Raw genomic sequence first — 13,709 nt, 5'->3', positions numbered from 1 at the left:
GGAGTAGACGTAGCACTCCGGTCGGCCAGCCAGGATGCCGAAGGACTTCGACACCACGCTGTTCTGCCGGTAGGTCCTCGGCCACGAGGTGCCGCAGCGGCAGGCCGGGGTGGGCGCGGTCGCGGAGCGCGTCGAAGACCGGGACGTGGACGGGCGAAGTGTGGAGCAGTGCCAGCATGGGCGCGATGGTACCGGCGGAGGGCGGTCAGGCCCGGGGTCAGGCCCAACCCCGGCGCTCGGAGAGCCAGTTGAGGACGACCTCGCCGCACCAGGTCTGGTGTCCGCGCAGCTCCGGCGAGTCGGGCTTCGGGGGCTGGGTGCCGGAGCGCAGGAAGAGGCCGGCCAGGGCCGCGAGCGCGGTGTCCAGCTGCTCGGGGGCGACGCCCCGGGCGGTGGGGTGGTCGGCGAACAGGCGGGAGGCGTCGTGGCCGTCGGCGTGGGCGGCGGCGAGCAGCACCGTGAGGTCGAGCCAACTCGCGCCCAGGCAGGGCCAGTTCCAGTCGCAGACCCAGGCCTTGCCGCGCCCGTCGAACAGCACGTTGTCGCGGCGCAGGTCCCAGTGCAGGACGGAGTGGCCGGCGGTGGCCGCGGCCCAGCCGCTCTCCAGCTCGGCGAGCGGGTCGACCAGCCCCCGGGGAAACCACCCCGGCAGCCGGTCGGCCCAGTCGCCGCCGCCGGAGGCCAGGTCGCGCCAGGCGTCGGTCGACTCCTCGGCGACCGGCCGCAGGCCGACGTCGAGCAGGGCGCCGGTGGGGCGTTCCAGTTCCCGCGCGATCGCCGTGCAGGTGTCGAGGACGGCGGCGAGTTCGGCGGGGCGCCAGGGGTCGGCAGGCGTCCGGGCGCCGGCGACCGCGTCCAGGCCGAGGACCACCCAGCCGTCGTCCTCCTCCAGCCAGCGCAGCCGCGGCGCGGGCACGGCGGCGGGCAGCGCCCGGTTGATCAGGGCCTCCCGCCGGTAGCAGTCCGCGATGACCGGGTCGCTCGCGCCGTTGGCCGCCTTGACGAACTGCGGCCCCTTCGGGCCGTGCAGGACGGCCGCGAAGCCCGGGGTGAAGCCGTCGCCCGCGCTCGGGCCGGCGGTCACCCGGCCGCCGAGCCGGCGTTCGATCAACGAGCGGACCGGGGCGGGCAGTTGGAGCCAGCCCGGCCGCAGAGCGGTCGAGCCGGCGGGGGGCTTCGGGGTGAGGGTGCTGGACGGCATGGGCGGCATGGACGGCATGGGCGCCATCCTGGCGCGCCCGCACGGCGGTTCGCCATCGAGTTTCCGCGCCCGGGTCCGCCCGGGCGGACCCGGGCGGTGCGGAAAGCGGGCACCGCGGTTCGACGGCGGCTCAGCCGCGGCGGGCCTCCACGAGCCGGGCCGGGGCGGTGCCGAGCCACCAGGTGGGGTCGGCGCTGCCGTCGGTGGTGCGGCCGTCGCGGTGGACGTAGTGGCGCACGTCCCGTCCCGGCTCGGCGAAGTCGCCGGCCAGGGCCCGCTCCAGCCACTCCGCGCCGAACCGGAAGACCTCGGCCGCCACTCCCCCGAGCGGGTGGAACTCGTCCTCGTAGACCCGCAGTTCCTTCGGCGCCCGGACGCGCTCGAAGCTCTCCAGCGCCTGGCCGAGGTCGGTGAGCTCGTCGAACTCGCCGATCCCGTACAGCACCGGGCAGGTGATGTCGGCCACCAGGTCGCCCAGCGGCATCCGCTGGACGAGGTCGCGGTCGAAGGCCTCCTCGTCGGTGTACCCGGCCATGTACATGTAGTTGTTCTTGAAGGTCGGCTGGGCGCGCTCGAAGATCGTCGCGAAGTCGCCGGTGACGGCCTCGAAGGCGGCGAGCGCGGCCAGGCGGCGGTCGGTGGCGGCCGCCCGGGAGCCCCAGTAGCCGCTCATCGAGATGCCGAACATGCCGATCCGGTCGGCGTCGACCTCCGGCAGCGCGGCCAGGTAGTCGACGTAACGGCCGATCGCCCGCTCGTAGTTGCCGAGGTCGACGGTCAGCCCGCCGGCCCGGCTCTCGCCCTGGCCCGGGCCCTCGACGGACAGCGCGACCATCCCGCGCGAGGTGTAGTAGCGCTCGGCCGCCCAGATGTAGTCCTCCTTGATCATGTCCATCCCCGGGCCGAGGATGACGGCCGACGCGTTCTCCACCGGGCCGGCCGGCAGGTGCAGCAGCGCGAAGATGCGCGAGCCCTCGAAGTCCAGCTCCACCCGCCGCACCCGGCCCCCGCGCAGCACGCCGAGGCGCTCCACGCAGTGGTCGGCGCGCTCGCGCATGGCCGCCTTGCGCGGGTCGGCGGCGTCGAAGAGCGAGTACTGGGCGCGGCCCCACATCACGGCCGCCCGCTGGTAGAGGTCGGCGGCGGTCCGCGCGAAGCCGTTGCGCTCGTGGTGGGCGGCGCGCTCCTCGGCCTGGCCTGCCACCGTCGCCCACGCCTTGGGCAGCATCGCGCCGCTCCGGACCAGTGCGAAGACCTTGGCGAAGTCGGTGTGGTCGTGGCCCAGCTGCTCCATGGTCCCGACGGCCTCGGGGTGCAGCGCGTCGAAGCCGCCCTGGGCGAGGGCGGTGTCCAGGGCCCAGCTCTGGCCGGTCGATCGGATGGTCATGGGTCTCCTCCTGGAGGTCCGGTTGACTCAGTACTTAATCAATAAGTACTTAGTCATTAAGTACTGAGGCTAGGCTGCTGTCAACCCGCGAGGAGGAACCGACCATGACCGAGCCGTCACCCGCCGACGACCGCGCCCGGGCGCTCGACCGCCTGGCCCGCGCCGCCTACCGCCTCAGCGCGGCCGACGCCCGGCTGCGCGGGCGCGCCACCCGCACCCCGGGCGCGCTCTCCCTCACCCACGCCCGGGCCCTGCGCACCCTGGCCGAACAGGGCCCCCTGACCATCGGCCAGCTCGCCGCCGGCACCGAGACCACCGGCGCCGCCACCACCCAGCTGGTCAACGGCCTGGTCACGGCCGGCTACGTCACCCGCACCCGCCAGCCCGAGGACAAGCGCTCGGTGCTGGTCGCCCTCACCGACACCGGGCGGGCCCGGCACGACCAGCGCCAGCAGGCGCTGGTCGAGGCCCTGCACGCCGACCTGGACGACTACGACGACGCCGCCCTCGACCGGGCCACCGAGGTGCTGCAGCGGCTGTCCGCCGTCTACGACCGGCTGTGAGGGCGGCGGCCCGGGGGACGGCCCCCGGGCTCAGGGGGCGGTGAACAGCCCCGGGAAGGCCGGGGCCAGCCACGGGCGGCGGCCCCAGGCGAACACCTTGCCCCGGGCGATGGCCCCGGCGGTGGAGCAGCGGCCCAGGGCGAGGAGGAAGAACGCCACCGGCTCGACGACGATCGTGCAGTCGGGGCGGCGCGGCGGCTCCTGGCTCACCACGGCGGCGCCGTCCGTGAAGGTCACCGCGAACCCGCCCGCGCCCCGCAGCCGCAGCCGGTAGCAGGCGCTGTGGCCGGCCGCGGTACGGGCGTCCGTCACCAGCGGCATGGCCGTGCGCAGGAACGGCATCGTCAGCTCGACCCGCCGCCGGTCCACCGGGTGCGGCCGGCCCAGGGCCACGGCGACGTCGTAGAGGTGGGCCAGCATGTGGGTCAGCAGGTAGGCGCCGAGGGTGTCCAGGTCCATCGGGCCGAGCGGGGTGACCACCGGCTCGGCGCCGGTGCGCGGGCCGGCCGCCGCCGCGAACTCCCAGGCCTGGCAGGCAATCTGACCGGCGAGCACGGCCGGGTCGCGCTCGGTGCGCTCGGCCAGCGAGACCGCGTTCGCCGCGGCCAGCGCCCCCGGGGTGCCGTCCCCGTACGGCCGTTCCTCGCCGGCGGCCAGGGCGGCCATCAGCTCGTTGGCCATCGCCAGGTGGGCGGCCGCCTCGGCGACCGTCCACTCCGCGCCGGGGATCGGGGTGTCGCCGCGGCAGTCGGCGAGCAGGGCGACGGCCTCGTCGCCGACCGCGGTGACCGCCTCGAAGAGCGCGGTGCGCGCGGTACCGGGAGAGTGCTGAGGGAACGTCATGCTGGTGAAGACTGGACGACGCGCGCACCGCTGTCCAGTCCGGCGACACGCCCGGAGAACGTGCGTTCCATCGGCCCCGGAGCCGGGGCCGCGCCCGTACAACCCGGACCGCCCCCGCCGCGTCGAACTGCCGTGAGGGAACGGGAGGCGGCGCGGGCGCCTCCCGGTAGGGGAATCGATCGGGAGGGAGCGGGATGTCCGTGGGCGTGGAGGTCGGCCGGTCGGCGCAGGAGCGTTTCGAGCACTGGCGGGACCTGGTCGGACGGACCCGGGTCTGCGACGCGACCAGCGCCCACGCCGACAGCTTCAGCGCGCAGGTCCGGCGGGCCGAGCTGGGGCCGGTGGCGCTGCTGGGGACGTCGTTCCCCTCAGCGCGGTTCCGGCGCACCGAGCGCATGGTGCGCCAGTCGGACGACGAGGTGTACCACCTGACGCTGCTGACGGCCGGCGGCATGGCCCTGCGGCGCGCCGACGACCAGCGGGAGACGTTCGGGGTCGGCGACCTGTCGCTCGTCGACAGCTCGCACCCGTACGACATGCACTCCCTGGACGTCGGCGCCCCGGCGGAGTCGCGGATCGCCGGCGTGGGCGTCGACCTGCCGGCCTCGCTGCTGCCGGTGCCCGCGCACCGGCTGCGCGACCTGCTCGGGCGCCGGCTGTGCGGGCGGGAGGGGACGGGCGCGCTGCTGGCGGACTTCCTGCTCGGCCTGGACCGCCGGGCCGCCGCCCTGCAGCCGGCCGAGACCGGCCGCCTCGGGGCGGTGGTGGTCGACCTGGTGGCGGCCTGGATCGCCGGGGAGCTCGACGCCGCGGACGTGCTGCCGCCGGACGCCCGGCAGCGGGCCGTGGTGGAGGACGTCCGGGCGTTCGTCCGGCGCAACCTCCACAACCCGGGCCTGACCCCGCCCGTGGTCGCCGCCGCCCACCACCTCTCGGTCAGCCACCTGCACCGGCTGTTCACCCGGTACTCCCACGGCGAGACCGTGGCCGCGTTCATCCGCGGCCGGCGGATGGCCAAGGCCCACCGCGAGCTCGCCGACCCCGCCCTGCGCGCCCTGCCGATCCAGGGCATCGCCGCCCGCTGCGGCATCCCCGGCGCCTCCGAGTTCAGCCGCGCGTTCAAGGCGGCGTACGGCCTCTCGCCGCGCGAGTACCGGCAGCGGGCGCTGTCCGGGGCGGCGCCGGAGTAGCCCACCCGAACTCCCCCCGGGGGGAGGTCCGTTCATGGAAGTCCCCCCGAACTCCGCCGAGTTCGGGGGGACTTCGGTGCCCGGGGCCGCGGATCGGGCGTCACGGCCGGTTCCGGTGGGGGCTGCCGGGGTTCCCGGGCGACGGGAGTTCCGGCAGCCCCCGGGGCTCCCCGGTGGCTGGGGGCGGCGTTTCGGGCTGCGGGCCACCGGGGCGAACGGGGCGGGCCGGTCAGGCGATGGCGATGTTCCCGCCGTAGAGCGAGGAGTTCACGCTGGTGCAGTACGCGTAGCTCCAGGTACCGCCGCCGACCCGGCGCAGGTCGCCGTACACGGTCTGGCCGTTGTTGCACTTGGCGACGGCCCGGAAGTAGGTGCCGCCTTCGGAGCAGTAGCCGCCGAAGGTGTTGCTGTCGCTCCAGGTGGTGCAGGTGGTGTTCGTCGTGGTCGCCGACGCCGGTGCGGCGGCGGCGATCCCGAGCGCGAGCGAGGCCGCGGCGACGGCCGCGGCGGCGAAGGTGCGTGTCCTCGGCATGGAATTCCCCTCCGGTGTGTGTCGGCAGTCCGCTTTCGGGCGAAGGCGGCTGCTTCACCGAGGACACTAGGAGCGGCCCTCCCCCGGTCGGAACGCTTCCGCCGACGGAGCGGACGCAGCGCCAAGAGCCGGAGACGCCGCGCACAGTCGACGGCACAGCTCCCCGCGGCCGGCCCGGTCGGGAGTACGCGGGCCAGCCTGATTACCTGTCCAGCCGACCGGTGCGTCATGCACGGCGGGGCGCATTGCCTTCGATCGGGTGGTGCGCCCGCGCTTCGCACGCCGACGGCCGGGGCGGGGCCGGATAGTGGAGCGGTCGCCGAGGCACCGGCCCGGCGGCGTCCTTCGTCCGGGAAGACCGAGGTGTACCGCCATGCCCACTGCCGCTGCCACCGACCGTGTCGGGCTCGTGTTCTCGCTGTTCGACGCCGACGGGAACGGGGTGATCGAGCCGGACGACTTCGACCTGATGGGCCGTCGGGTCGTCGCCGCGCTCCCCCACGGCGACGAGGACGCCAAGGACCGGCTGCTCGGCGCCCTGCAGGGCTACTGGCAGACGCTGGTGACTGAGCTGGACACCGACGGCGACGGGCGGATCAGCCCCGAGGAGTTCACCGCCGTGGTGCTCGACCCGCAGCGCTTCGACGCCACGATCGACGAGTTCGCCCGGTCGCTGTCCGCGCTGGGCGACCCGGACGGCGACGGCCTGGTCACCCGCCCGGACTTCCTCGCCCTGATGACCGCGATCGGGTTCGACGACCGGAACATCGAGGCGCTGTTCGACGCGTTCGGCCCGGTGGACGGCGACCGCGTCCCGGTCGCGGTCTGGGCGGAGGGCATCCGCGACTACTACCGCCCCGAGAAGGCCGGCATCCCCGGCGACCGCCTGGTCCCCGGGACCGCCGCGTGACCCCGGCCGTGCACCAGGGCGCCGGCTCCCAGCCGGCGCCCGCCGCCGGGCGGCCCGCGATCGGGCTGGCGGTGGGCCGGGGCACCGGCCCCGAGCTCGCCGCCGTCTTCGAGCGCGTCCTGCGGGTGCTCACTGCCGCCCACCCCCACGGGGTGCGGATCGTCCGTTCCCCGCGCCGCTACCACTCCTACGTCTCGCTGCGCGCGCAGGGCGGCCCCGCCGAGATCCAGGAGCTGACCGGGCGGGACGCGGAGCACTACGAGCGGTTCTGCCGCGACCTGGCCGCCGGCGGCACCACGGCCGTCTTCCGCACCGCGATCAACGCCCAGTCCCTGTACCTGGTGCGCCGCCGCCTGCGCGCCGTCAAGGTCGACCTGTTACGGGACGGAGAAACGTCCCTGCTCCTCGTCCGCGACCAGGCCCAGGGCTTCTACACCGGGGAGAACCTGCACACCCCGGGCGAGGTCACCCGCACCCTGGCCTTCAGCCGGGAGACCACCGAGGCCGTCGTGCGCCACGCCCTGGAACGGGCCCGGCGCGAGTGGCCGGACGGGCGGATCGACCGCATCGTCATGGCCTACAAGTTCCACCTCCTGGACGGCGCGTTCGACGCCTGGGTCGCCGGGATCGCCGAGCGGCTCGGCGTACGGATCGAGGTGTTCCAGCCCGACACCGTCAACCGCAACCTGATCGCCCACGGCCTGCCGGACCGCACGCTGCTGATCGCCGGGAACGAGTGGGCGGACATCATGCACGTGGTCCTGCTGGACCGCTTCGGCGCCGAGCGGCAGGAGAGCCGCTGCACCGAGAACGTGTGCCTGGACCCGGGCGCGGCCGGGCTGGTCGAGTACCAGACCGTGCACGGCTCCGCCGACGACCTGGCCGGGCGCGACCTGGTCAACCCGGTGGCCACGGTCCGCGCGGCGGCCCTGGTCGCCGAGCGGCACGCCGGCGTGCCCGGCGCCGTCGGGGCGGTCGAGGCCGCCCTCGCCGCCCTGGACGAGGCGGGCGTGCGCACCCCGGACCTCGGCGGCAAGCACTCCACCACCGCCGTGGTCGACGCGCTGCTCGACGCCCTCGACCCGCCCGGCGCCGGCGCCGCCACCGCTGCCGCGGCCCTGGTGGGCGAGCCGTGACCGACCCGGCCGGGACGGCCCTGGTGGTGGTGGACCTGCAGAACGACTTCTGCGCCGGGCAGGTGGCCAGGGCCCGCTTCGGCGGCGACCCGGCCGCCTTGGCGTCCGTCGTCGCCAACAGCGTCCGGGCGGTGCGGCGGGCCCGGCGCGCGGGCGTGGAGGTGGTGTTCGTCCGCTTCCACGGCGACGCCCGCCACCAGGGCGCGGCCTGGCGCGCGCGGGACCGGCGGCTGGGCAAGCGGCCCAAGTGCCTGGAGGGCAGCTGGGGCGCGGAGTTCCACGGGGTGGCCCCGGCGCCGGGCGAACGGGTCGTCACCAAGCGGGCCTGCTTCGACGCCTTCCTCGGCGAGGGCCTGGAGGAGCACCTGCGCGCCCGCGGCACCGGGCACCTGGTGTTCGCCGGGCTGTACGCCGACGTCTGCGTGGACTCCACCGCCCGCACCGCCTTCCAGAAGGGCTTCCACATCACCGTCCTGACGGACTGCACCACCTCCCTGCACCTGCCCTACGACGACGTCCTGCGGTTCATGCGCGTCCTGTACGGCGCCCGCACCACCACCGCCGACGACCCCGCGGCCTGGACGGCGCCCGCGCCCGAGGAGGAGCCGTGCGCGCCGTAGCCGGGCCGGCCGCCGACGGCGCGGCCGCGGCGGGCGCCGACGGCGCGGCCGCGGCGGGCGGCGTCGGCGCCGGGGTGGGCCGCACCGCCCTGCTGGTGGCGGCCGCCCGCGCCATCGAGTCCCACCGCCCCGACGCGCTGGCCCGCGACCCGCTCGCCGAGCACTTCGTCCGCGCCTGCCCCGACTCGGCGCACTGGCCGCTGCACCCCGACCGGGTCCCCGGCGGGGACGCCGATCCGCTCTGGGGGCGCCTGGGGCGCTACTTCGGGCTGCGCACCCGCGTCCTGGACGACCACCTGCTGGCCGCGGCGCGGGCCGGCACGCGCCAGGTCGTCCTGCTCGGCGCGGGCCTGGACTCCCGGGCGTACCGGCTCGACTGGCCGCCCGGCCGCGTCCTGCACGAGATCGACACCGCTCCGGTGCTGGCCTTCAAGCAGGCGGTCCTCGACGCGGCCGGCGCGGCTCCCACCACCGGGCGCCGCCCGCTGGCCGCCGACCTGCGCGAGGACTGGGCCGGGCCGCTGCTGGCGGACGGGTTCGACCCGGCGGCGCCGACCGCGTGGCTCGCCGAGGGGCTGCTGCTCTACCTGCCCGCCGAGGCCGAGCGGCGGCTGATGTCCACCGTGCACCGGCTCAGCGCACCAGGCAGCACCCTCGCCTACGAGGTCAAGGACGTGGCCGCCGAGCCGCCGGCGGTACGGGCGGCGCCCGTGTACGTCGCGGCCCGGCAGCGGCTCGGCATCGACCTGCGCGCCCTCTTCGACGCCGGACCCCGCCCCGACTCCGCCGCCGAACTCGCCCGCCGGGGCTGGACGGTGGCCGTGCGCAGCCCGTACGACTTCACCGCCCTGCACGGCCGCGGCCCGGTGCCGGAGCCGGACGACGCGCTGGCGGCCAACCGCTGGGTGTTCGCCGTCCGCGCCGGGCGGGCGGGCGGCGACGGGGAACGGAGGCGGGTGCCGCGGGCCCGGTGACCGCGGCCCGGTGCCCGCGGCCCGGTGCCCGCCCGGGTCGGCGAGCCGGGCGGCGCCGGGGTATTTCGCACCAATTTGTGCCCTTCGGGCATCACGCTTCGTCACCGGTCGGCGCCTCCCTGTCGCCGCCGGGCGGCGCCCGGCGCCACAGGCCGGGCCGCCCCGCTCCCGGGGCCCCAACCGCCCCTCCGTCCACGGGCGTTGCCGACCCGCCCGGTACCGGCCGCGCGCGGGGGCCGCGCCGGCCCCACCGCCCGCGACCGGCGCCGGGAGCGCCACCGGCGCGCCGCCCGGGCGGGACGGCGGTCGCGGAGCGTAGCCGGGCGGAAACGGTGGGCACTTGACAGGCCCTTGCCCGGGGGCGCGTACTGGAACGGAACAAACAGCAGACAGGGCCCTTGCTCCAGGTATCCGTTCGATATCCGTTGCCGGTTCGACGTGGCGACAGGGCGCGCCCGGGATGATCGACATCCCCGCCTCGCGCTCGGCCCCGTCGCCTTCGACGGCCGTTTTCGCGTTCAAGCGCCGCGCCCGCGCCACCGGAACAGGTGGTGCCCGCGCTGTGGTGCTGCCGGGAACCGGGCCCCCAGGCCGGGTCGAGGGGCCGCCATGAAGTTGAAGTCGAAATCGGTCGATGTGCGAACGCGGGAGGACGATCCCGGCGAACCGCCGGCGGGACGCTCCCCGGTCCCGTCGCGCACGCCCGGGGCGCTCGTCGGCGCCCGAGGCGTGCGGCCCGGGACCGCGCGGAGACGCCGCCGGGCGGCCGCGCGGTGCGCTCCGCGTTTACGGCCGCGGGCAGGCCGTCCGCCGCACACCGCCCGCACCGGTGCCCTGCCGCACGTCCTTCCCGCGGGCCGTGCCCTGCGCCCTGGGGCGCGGGGCCCGAACTCCGGCCCGTACGCGGAAAGGTGGGCACCATGGTGCTCGATTCGACGACGCTGCACTCGAGCATCGAGGACCCCGTCCTCGACCGGATGAACTTCCTGAACGAGATCACCTACCGCTATCCGGACGCGGTGTCCTTCGCCCCGGGGCGCCCGTACGACGGGTTCTTCGAGGTCGAGGAGGTCCACGACCACCTGCGCCGGTACGCGGCGTACCTGGAGAGCCGGGGGGCGGGGCCGGCCGAGGTGCGCAGCCGCTTCTACCAGTACGGGCCGGCCGCGGGGCAGATCCGGGAGCTGGTCGCGCACTCGCTGCGCCAGGACGAGGGGTTCGAGGTCGCGCCCGAGGCGATCGTGGTGACCGTCGGTGCGCAGGAGGCGATGTTCCTGACGCTGCGCACGCTGTTCGCGACGCCCGCGGACGTGCTCGTCCTGGTCACCCCGTGCTACGTGGGCATCATCGGGGCCGCGCGGCTGCTCGACATCCCGGTGGTCGCGGTGCCCGAGCGTGACGGGCGGCTGGTCGTGGCGGACCTGGAGGAGGCGGTCCGGGCGCAGCGCGCCGCCGGGCGCCGGCCCAGGGCGGTGTACGTGGTGCCGGACCACGCCAATCCGACCGGGTCCACGCTGGACCTGCCGACCCGCACCGCGCTGCTCGAACTGGCCGAGCAGCAGGGGCTGTTGGTCCTGGAGGACAGCCCCTACCGGCTGAGCGGTCCGGGTCCGCGCCACCCCATGCTGAAGGCGCTGGACAGGTCGGGGAGCGTGATCCAGCTGGGCACGTACTCCAAGACGCTGTTCCCCGGCGCGCGGGTCGGCTACGTGCTGGCGGACCAGGAGGTGCGCGACGGCGGCGGGCGGATCCGGCTGCTGGCGGAGGACCTGGCGAAGGTCAAGAGCATGGTCACGGTCAACACCTCCTCGCTCAGCCAGGCGGCCGCGGCGGGGGCGCTGCTCAGCGCGGACGGCCGGCTGTCCGTGCTGAACGCCAGGGCCGCCGAGCACTACGGCCGCTGCATGGCGGGGACGCTCGCGCAGCTCGACCGGCGGCTGCCCGAGGGGCGCCGGCGGGAGCTCGGGGTCGACTGGAACCGTCCCGACGGCGGGTTCTTCCTGACCCTGCGCACCGGTTTCCGCACCGGTACGGCGGCGCTGGAGCGGTCGGCCCGCGAGTTCGGGGTGCTCTGGACGCCGATGGAGTTCTTCCACCCGTTCGGCGGGGGCGAGCGGGAGATCCGGCTGGCCATCAGCTATCTGACGATGGATCAGGTGGCGGAGGGCGTGGAGCGGCTGGCGCGGTTCGTGGAGGTGCTCAGCGGCGAGGCCCGGGCACGCGGCAACGGCAACGGCAGCGGCAGCGGCAGCGGCGGCGGGGGGCACGAGGGCGAGGCGCGCGGCAACGGCAACGGCAGCGGGGGGCACGAGGACGGGACGCGCGGCGGCAGAACGCCGGCCGGCGCGGTGCCCGGCACCGGAACGGAGAGTGACGCATCATGACCGCGACCCTGGACCGGGCCCCGGCCGCCACGGCCCCGCGCATCCTCGGCGTGGGCACCGCCGTGCCCCCCGAGCACTACTCCCAGGAGGAGCTGCTCGACCTGTTCGGCATCACCGACCGCAAGGTGCGCTCCGTCTTCCTGCTGGGCTCCATCCAGCAGCGCTCGCTGGTGCTGCCCCCGGCGGCGCCCGACGGCACCCGGCTGCGGGAGAGCCAGGGCGACCTCCTGGACAAGCACAAGGCCTGGGCCGTGAGCATGGGTTCGGAGGCGCTGGCGCTGTGCCTGAAGCGGATCGGGGCCGCCCTGTCGGAGGTGGCGTACCTGTGCTGCGTGACCTCGACCGGCTTCCTGACCCCCGGGCTGAGCGCGCTGCTGATCCGCAAGCTGGGCATGGACTGGCACACCGCGCGGGCCGACATCGTCGGCATGGGCTGCAACGCCGGGCTCAACGCGCTGGCCGTGGTGGGCAACTGGGCCGCGGCCAATCCGGGTCGGCTGGCCGTGATGGTCTGCTCGGAGGCCTGCTCGGCGGCGTACACGATGGACTCCACGATGCGCACGGCGGTGGTCAACAGCCTCTTCGGCGACGGCGCCGCGGCGGTCGCGGTGATGGCCGACGGCCCGCAGCCGAACAACGGGAGGAAGAGGCTCGCGGGCCCGCGGATCCTGAAGACGTCCAGCGTCACCATCGTCGACGCCATCGACGCGATGCGCTACGACTGGGACCGCGACCAGGGCCGCTTCAGCTTCTTCCTGGACCCGCAGATCCCCTACCTGGTCGGCGCGCACGTGGAGGGCGTGATCGACCGGCTGCTGGACGGCACCTCGCTGCGCCGCGACGACGTCGCGCACTGGCTGGTGCACTCCGGCGGCAAGAAGGTCATCGACGCGGTCGCCGTGAACCTCGGGCTGACCCGCCACGACCTGCGGCACACCATCACCGTGCTGCGGGACTTCGGCAACGTCTCCAGCGGCTCGTTCCTCTTCTCCTACGACCGGCTCCTGAAGGAGGGCGTGGTCCGCGCCGGGGACTACGGCGTGCTGATGACCATGGGACCGGGTTCCACCATCGAATCCGCGCTCATCCAGTGGTGACCCAACCCGACGCGAGGGAGACCGTCATGCCTGTCAATGTCCTTCTCGGAAGCCCGGTGCTGCACGTGGACGGCCGCCGGGAGCTCTCGCCCGAGCTGACCGGTGACCTCACCGGGCTCTGCGACGCGGCGGAGTCCGCCGGCACCGGCTTCGCGACCGTGTTCGTCTCCGGCGCCCCGGCGGGCGGGGCGGTGGAGCGGTCCGGCGACGTCGCCACCGTCACCAAGTGGGAGCGGGCGGTACGGCGTTTCGAGCGGCTGCGGCTGCCCACGCTGGCGGCGGCGAGCGGGGACTGCGGCGGCGCCGCGCTGGACCTGCTGCTCGCCTGCGACCTGCGGGTGGCCTCGCCGGACCTGCGGCTGCTGCTGTCCGTGCACGGGCAGGCCACCTGGCCGGGCATGGCCGGCTTCCGGCTGGTCCAGCAGCTCGGGCTGGCCGCGGCGCGGCGCACGGTGCTCTTCGGGGCGCCGATCACCGCCCGCGAGGCCCTGCAGCGCTGCCTGGTGGACGAGGTGAGCCCGGACCCGGGCCGCGCCCTGGCCACCGCCGCCCGGTTGCTGCGCCGGCTGTCCGGCCCCGAACTCGCGATCCGCCGCCAACTGGCCTTCGACGCCCAGTGGATGAGCTTCGAGGACGCGCTCGGCCCGCACCTGGCCGCCTGCGACCGCGCGCTGCGGCGCACCCGGACCGCGGACGAGGTGACGGCGTGAGCACGGCCGACACCCGGGCCCCCACCGACGCCCGAGCCCCCGCCGCCGTACGGGCGGGCGCCGGGGACGGGACCGCCAGCGCGCACTGGTCCGCCAGGCCCGCGCGGCCGGCATGCGGGTGATCGGCCCGAACGCCTTCGGCCTGATCAACACCGACCCGCA

General features: G+C 75.5%; 13 protein-coding genes and 1 pseudogene. 9 read left to right on the top strand and 5 right to left on the bottom strand.

Annotated elements, in window-relative coordinates; genetic code table 11:
• Positions 1–70: 70 nt before the first annotated feature.
• From ABZW03_RS25335 to ABZW03_RS25325, 3 genes and pseudogenes are all read right to left on the bottom strand, one after another.
• A pseudogene (locus ABZW03_RS25335) lies at positions 71–178 on the bottom strand (arylsulfatase); the annotation flags it as partial.
• A 39-nt stretch (positions 179–217) separates the two neighbouring features.
• A complete protein-coding gene (locus ABZW03_RS25330) occupies positions 218–1,201 on the bottom strand; it encodes an aminoglycoside phosphotransferase family protein (RefSeq protein ID WP_355262533.1) in 984 nt (327 codons plus the stop codon).
• A 130-nt stretch (positions 1,202–1,331) separates the two neighbouring features.
• The gene (locus ABZW03_RS25325; RefSeq protein WP_355262530.1) at positions 1,332–2,588 is read right to left on the bottom strand and encodes an alpha/beta hydrolase; all 1,257 of its coding nucleotides are present in this window, start codon (positions 2,586–2,588) and stop codon (positions 1,332–1,334) included.
• 104 nt (positions 2,589–2,692) lie between these two features.
• On the opposite strand from ABZW03_RS25325, the gene ABZW03_RS25320 reads away from it, so the two are divergent.
• Positions 2,693–3,151, top strand: coding sequence for a MarR family transcriptional regulator (locus ABZW03_RS25320; RefSeq protein WP_355262528.1), 459 nt, complete (start codon positions 2,693–2,695; stop codon positions 3,149–3,151).
• Between the two features lie 30 nt (positions 3,152–3,181).
• Here the strand turns inward: ABZW03_RS25320 and ABZW03_RS25315 are convergent, their stop codons facing one another.
• Complete coding sequence (locus tag ABZW03_RS25315; RefSeq protein WP_355262525.1) at positions 3,182–3,994, bottom strand: maleylpyruvate isomerase family mycothiol-dependent enzyme; 813 nt, start codon at positions 3,992–3,994, stop codon at positions 3,182–3,184.
• A 194-nt stretch (positions 3,995–4,188) separates the two neighbouring features.
• On the opposite strand from ABZW03_RS25315, the gene ABZW03_RS25310 reads away from it, so the two are divergent.
• A complete protein-coding gene (locus ABZW03_RS25310) occupies positions 4,189–5,184 on the top strand; it encodes a helix-turn-helix domain-containing protein (protein WP_355262522.1) in 996 nt (331 codons plus the stop codon).
• A gap of 229 nt (positions 5,185–5,413) precedes the next feature.
• Here ABZW03_RS25310 and ABZW03_RS25305 read toward each other — a convergent pair whose 3' ends face one another.
• On the bottom strand, positions 5,414–5,716 hold the full coding sequence (locus tag ABZW03_RS25305; RefSeq protein WP_355262519.1) for a hypothetical protein: 303 nt from the start codon (positions 5,714–5,716) through the stop codon (positions 5,414–5,416).
• A 373-nt stretch (positions 5,717–6,089) separates the two neighbouring features.
• Here ABZW03_RS25305 and ABZW03_RS25300 point away from each other — a divergent pair, with 373 nt between their 5' ends.
• The 7 genes from ABZW03_RS25300 to dpgB all read left to right on the top strand — a co-directional run bounded on the left by ABZW03_RS25300 (position 6,090) and on the right by dpgB (position 13,547).
• Positions 6,090–6,626 carry an EF-hand domain-containing protein gene (locus tag ABZW03_RS25300; RefSeq protein WP_355262516.1) on the top strand — a complete coding sequence of 179 codons (537 nt, stop codon included), beginning with the start codon at positions 6,090–6,092 and terminating at the stop codon, positions 6,624–6,626.
• A complete protein-coding gene (locus tag ABZW03_RS25295) occupies positions 6,623–7,762 on the top strand; it encodes an isocitrate/isopropylmalate family dehydrogenase (RefSeq protein ID WP_355262514.1) in 1,140 nt (379 codons plus the stop codon). Before ABZW03_RS25300 ends, ABZW03_RS25295 begins: the two co-directional genes overlap by 4 nt.
• Positions 7,759–8,382 carry an isochorismatase family cysteine hydrolase gene (locus ABZW03_RS25290; RefSeq protein WP_355262511.1) on the top strand — a complete coding sequence of 208 codons (624 nt, stop codon included), beginning with the start codon at positions 7,759–7,761 and terminating at the stop codon, positions 8,380–8,382. The genes ABZW03_RS25295 and ABZW03_RS25290 overlap by 4 nt, the downstream gene beginning before the upstream one ends.
• A gap of 74 nt (positions 8,383–8,456) precedes the next feature.
• Positions 8,457–9,356 (top strand): SAM-dependent methyltransferase, encoded by a 900-nt coding sequence (locus ABZW03_RS25285; RefSeq protein ID WP_355262536.1) that lies wholly within the window; start codon positions 8,457–8,459, stop codon positions 9,354–9,356.
• A gap of 920 nt (positions 9,357–10,276) precedes the next feature.
• Positions 10,277–11,740 carry a PLP-dependent aminotransferase family protein gene (locus ABZW03_RS25280; RefSeq protein ID WP_355262508.1) on the top strand — a complete coding sequence of 488 codons (1,464 nt, stop codon included), beginning with the start codon at positions 10,277–10,279 and terminating at the stop codon, positions 11,738–11,740.
• Positions 11,737–12,837 (top strand): 3,5-dihydroxyphenylacetyl-CoA synthase DpgA, encoded by a 1,101-nt coding sequence (gene dpgA / locus ABZW03_RS25275; protein ID WP_355262505.1) that lies wholly within the window; start codon positions 11,737–11,739, stop codon positions 12,835–12,837. Before ABZW03_RS25280 ends, dpgA begins: the two co-directional genes overlap by 4 nt.
• Before the next feature lie 26 nt (positions 12,838–12,863).
• On the top strand, positions 12,864–13,547 hold the full coding sequence (gene dpgB, locus ABZW03_RS25270) for an enoyl-CoA-hydratase DpgB (protein ID WP_355262502.1): 684 nt from the start codon (positions 12,864–12,866) through the stop codon (positions 13,545–13,547).
• Positions 13,548–13,709 lie beyond the last annotated feature (162 nt).

The sequence above is a fragment of the Kitasatospora sp. NPDC004799 genome (genome assembly GCF_040609095.1).
Taxonomy (GTDB): Bacteria; Actinomycetota; Actinomycetes; order Streptomycetales; family Streptomycetaceae; genus Kitasatospora.
This window is presented reverse-complemented; position numbering and strand designations above follow the sequence as displayed.

Excerpts from the sequence above, each read along its gene's own strand:
- ABZW03_RS25330 (WP_355262533.1), bottom strand. The coding sequence starts at position 1,201 with ATGCCGTCCAGCACCCTCACCCCGAAGCCCCCCGCCGGCTCGACCGCT.
- ABZW03_RS25325 (WP_355262530.1), bottom strand. The coding sequence starts at position 2,588 with ATGACCATCCGATCGACCGGCCAGAGCTGGGCCCTGGACACCGCCCTC.
- ABZW03_RS25320 (WP_355262528.1), top strand. The coding sequence starts at position 2,693 with ATGACCGAGCCGTCACCCGCCGACGACCGCGCCCGGGCGCTCGACCGC.
- ABZW03_RS25315 (WP_355262525.1), bottom strand. The coding sequence starts at position 3,994 with ATGACGTTCCCTCAGCACTCTCCCGGTACCGCGCGCACCGCGCTCTTC.
- ABZW03_RS25310 (WP_355262522.1), top strand. The coding sequence starts at position 4,189 with ATGTCCGTGGGCGTGGAGGTCGGCCGGTCGGCGCAGGAGCGTTTCGAG.
- ABZW03_RS25305 (WP_355262519.1), bottom strand. The coding sequence starts at position 5,716 with ATGCCGAGGACACGCACCTTCGCCGCCGCGGCCGTCGCCGCGGCCTCG.
- ABZW03_RS25300 (WP_355262516.1), top strand. The coding sequence starts at position 6,090 with ATGCCCACTGCCGCTGCCACCGACCGTGTCGGGCTCGTGTTCTCGCTG.
- ABZW03_RS25280 (WP_355262508.1), top strand. The coding sequence starts at position 10,277 with ATGGTGCTCGATTCGACGACGCTGCACTCGAGCATCGAGGACCCCGTC.
- dpgA (WP_355262505.1), top strand. The coding sequence starts at position 11,737 with ATGACCGCGACCCTGGACCGGGCCCCGGCCGCCACGGCCCCGCGCATC.
- dpgB (WP_355262502.1), top strand. The coding sequence starts at position 12,864 with ATGCCTGTCAATGTCCTTCTCGGAAGCCCGGTGCTGCACGTGGACGGC.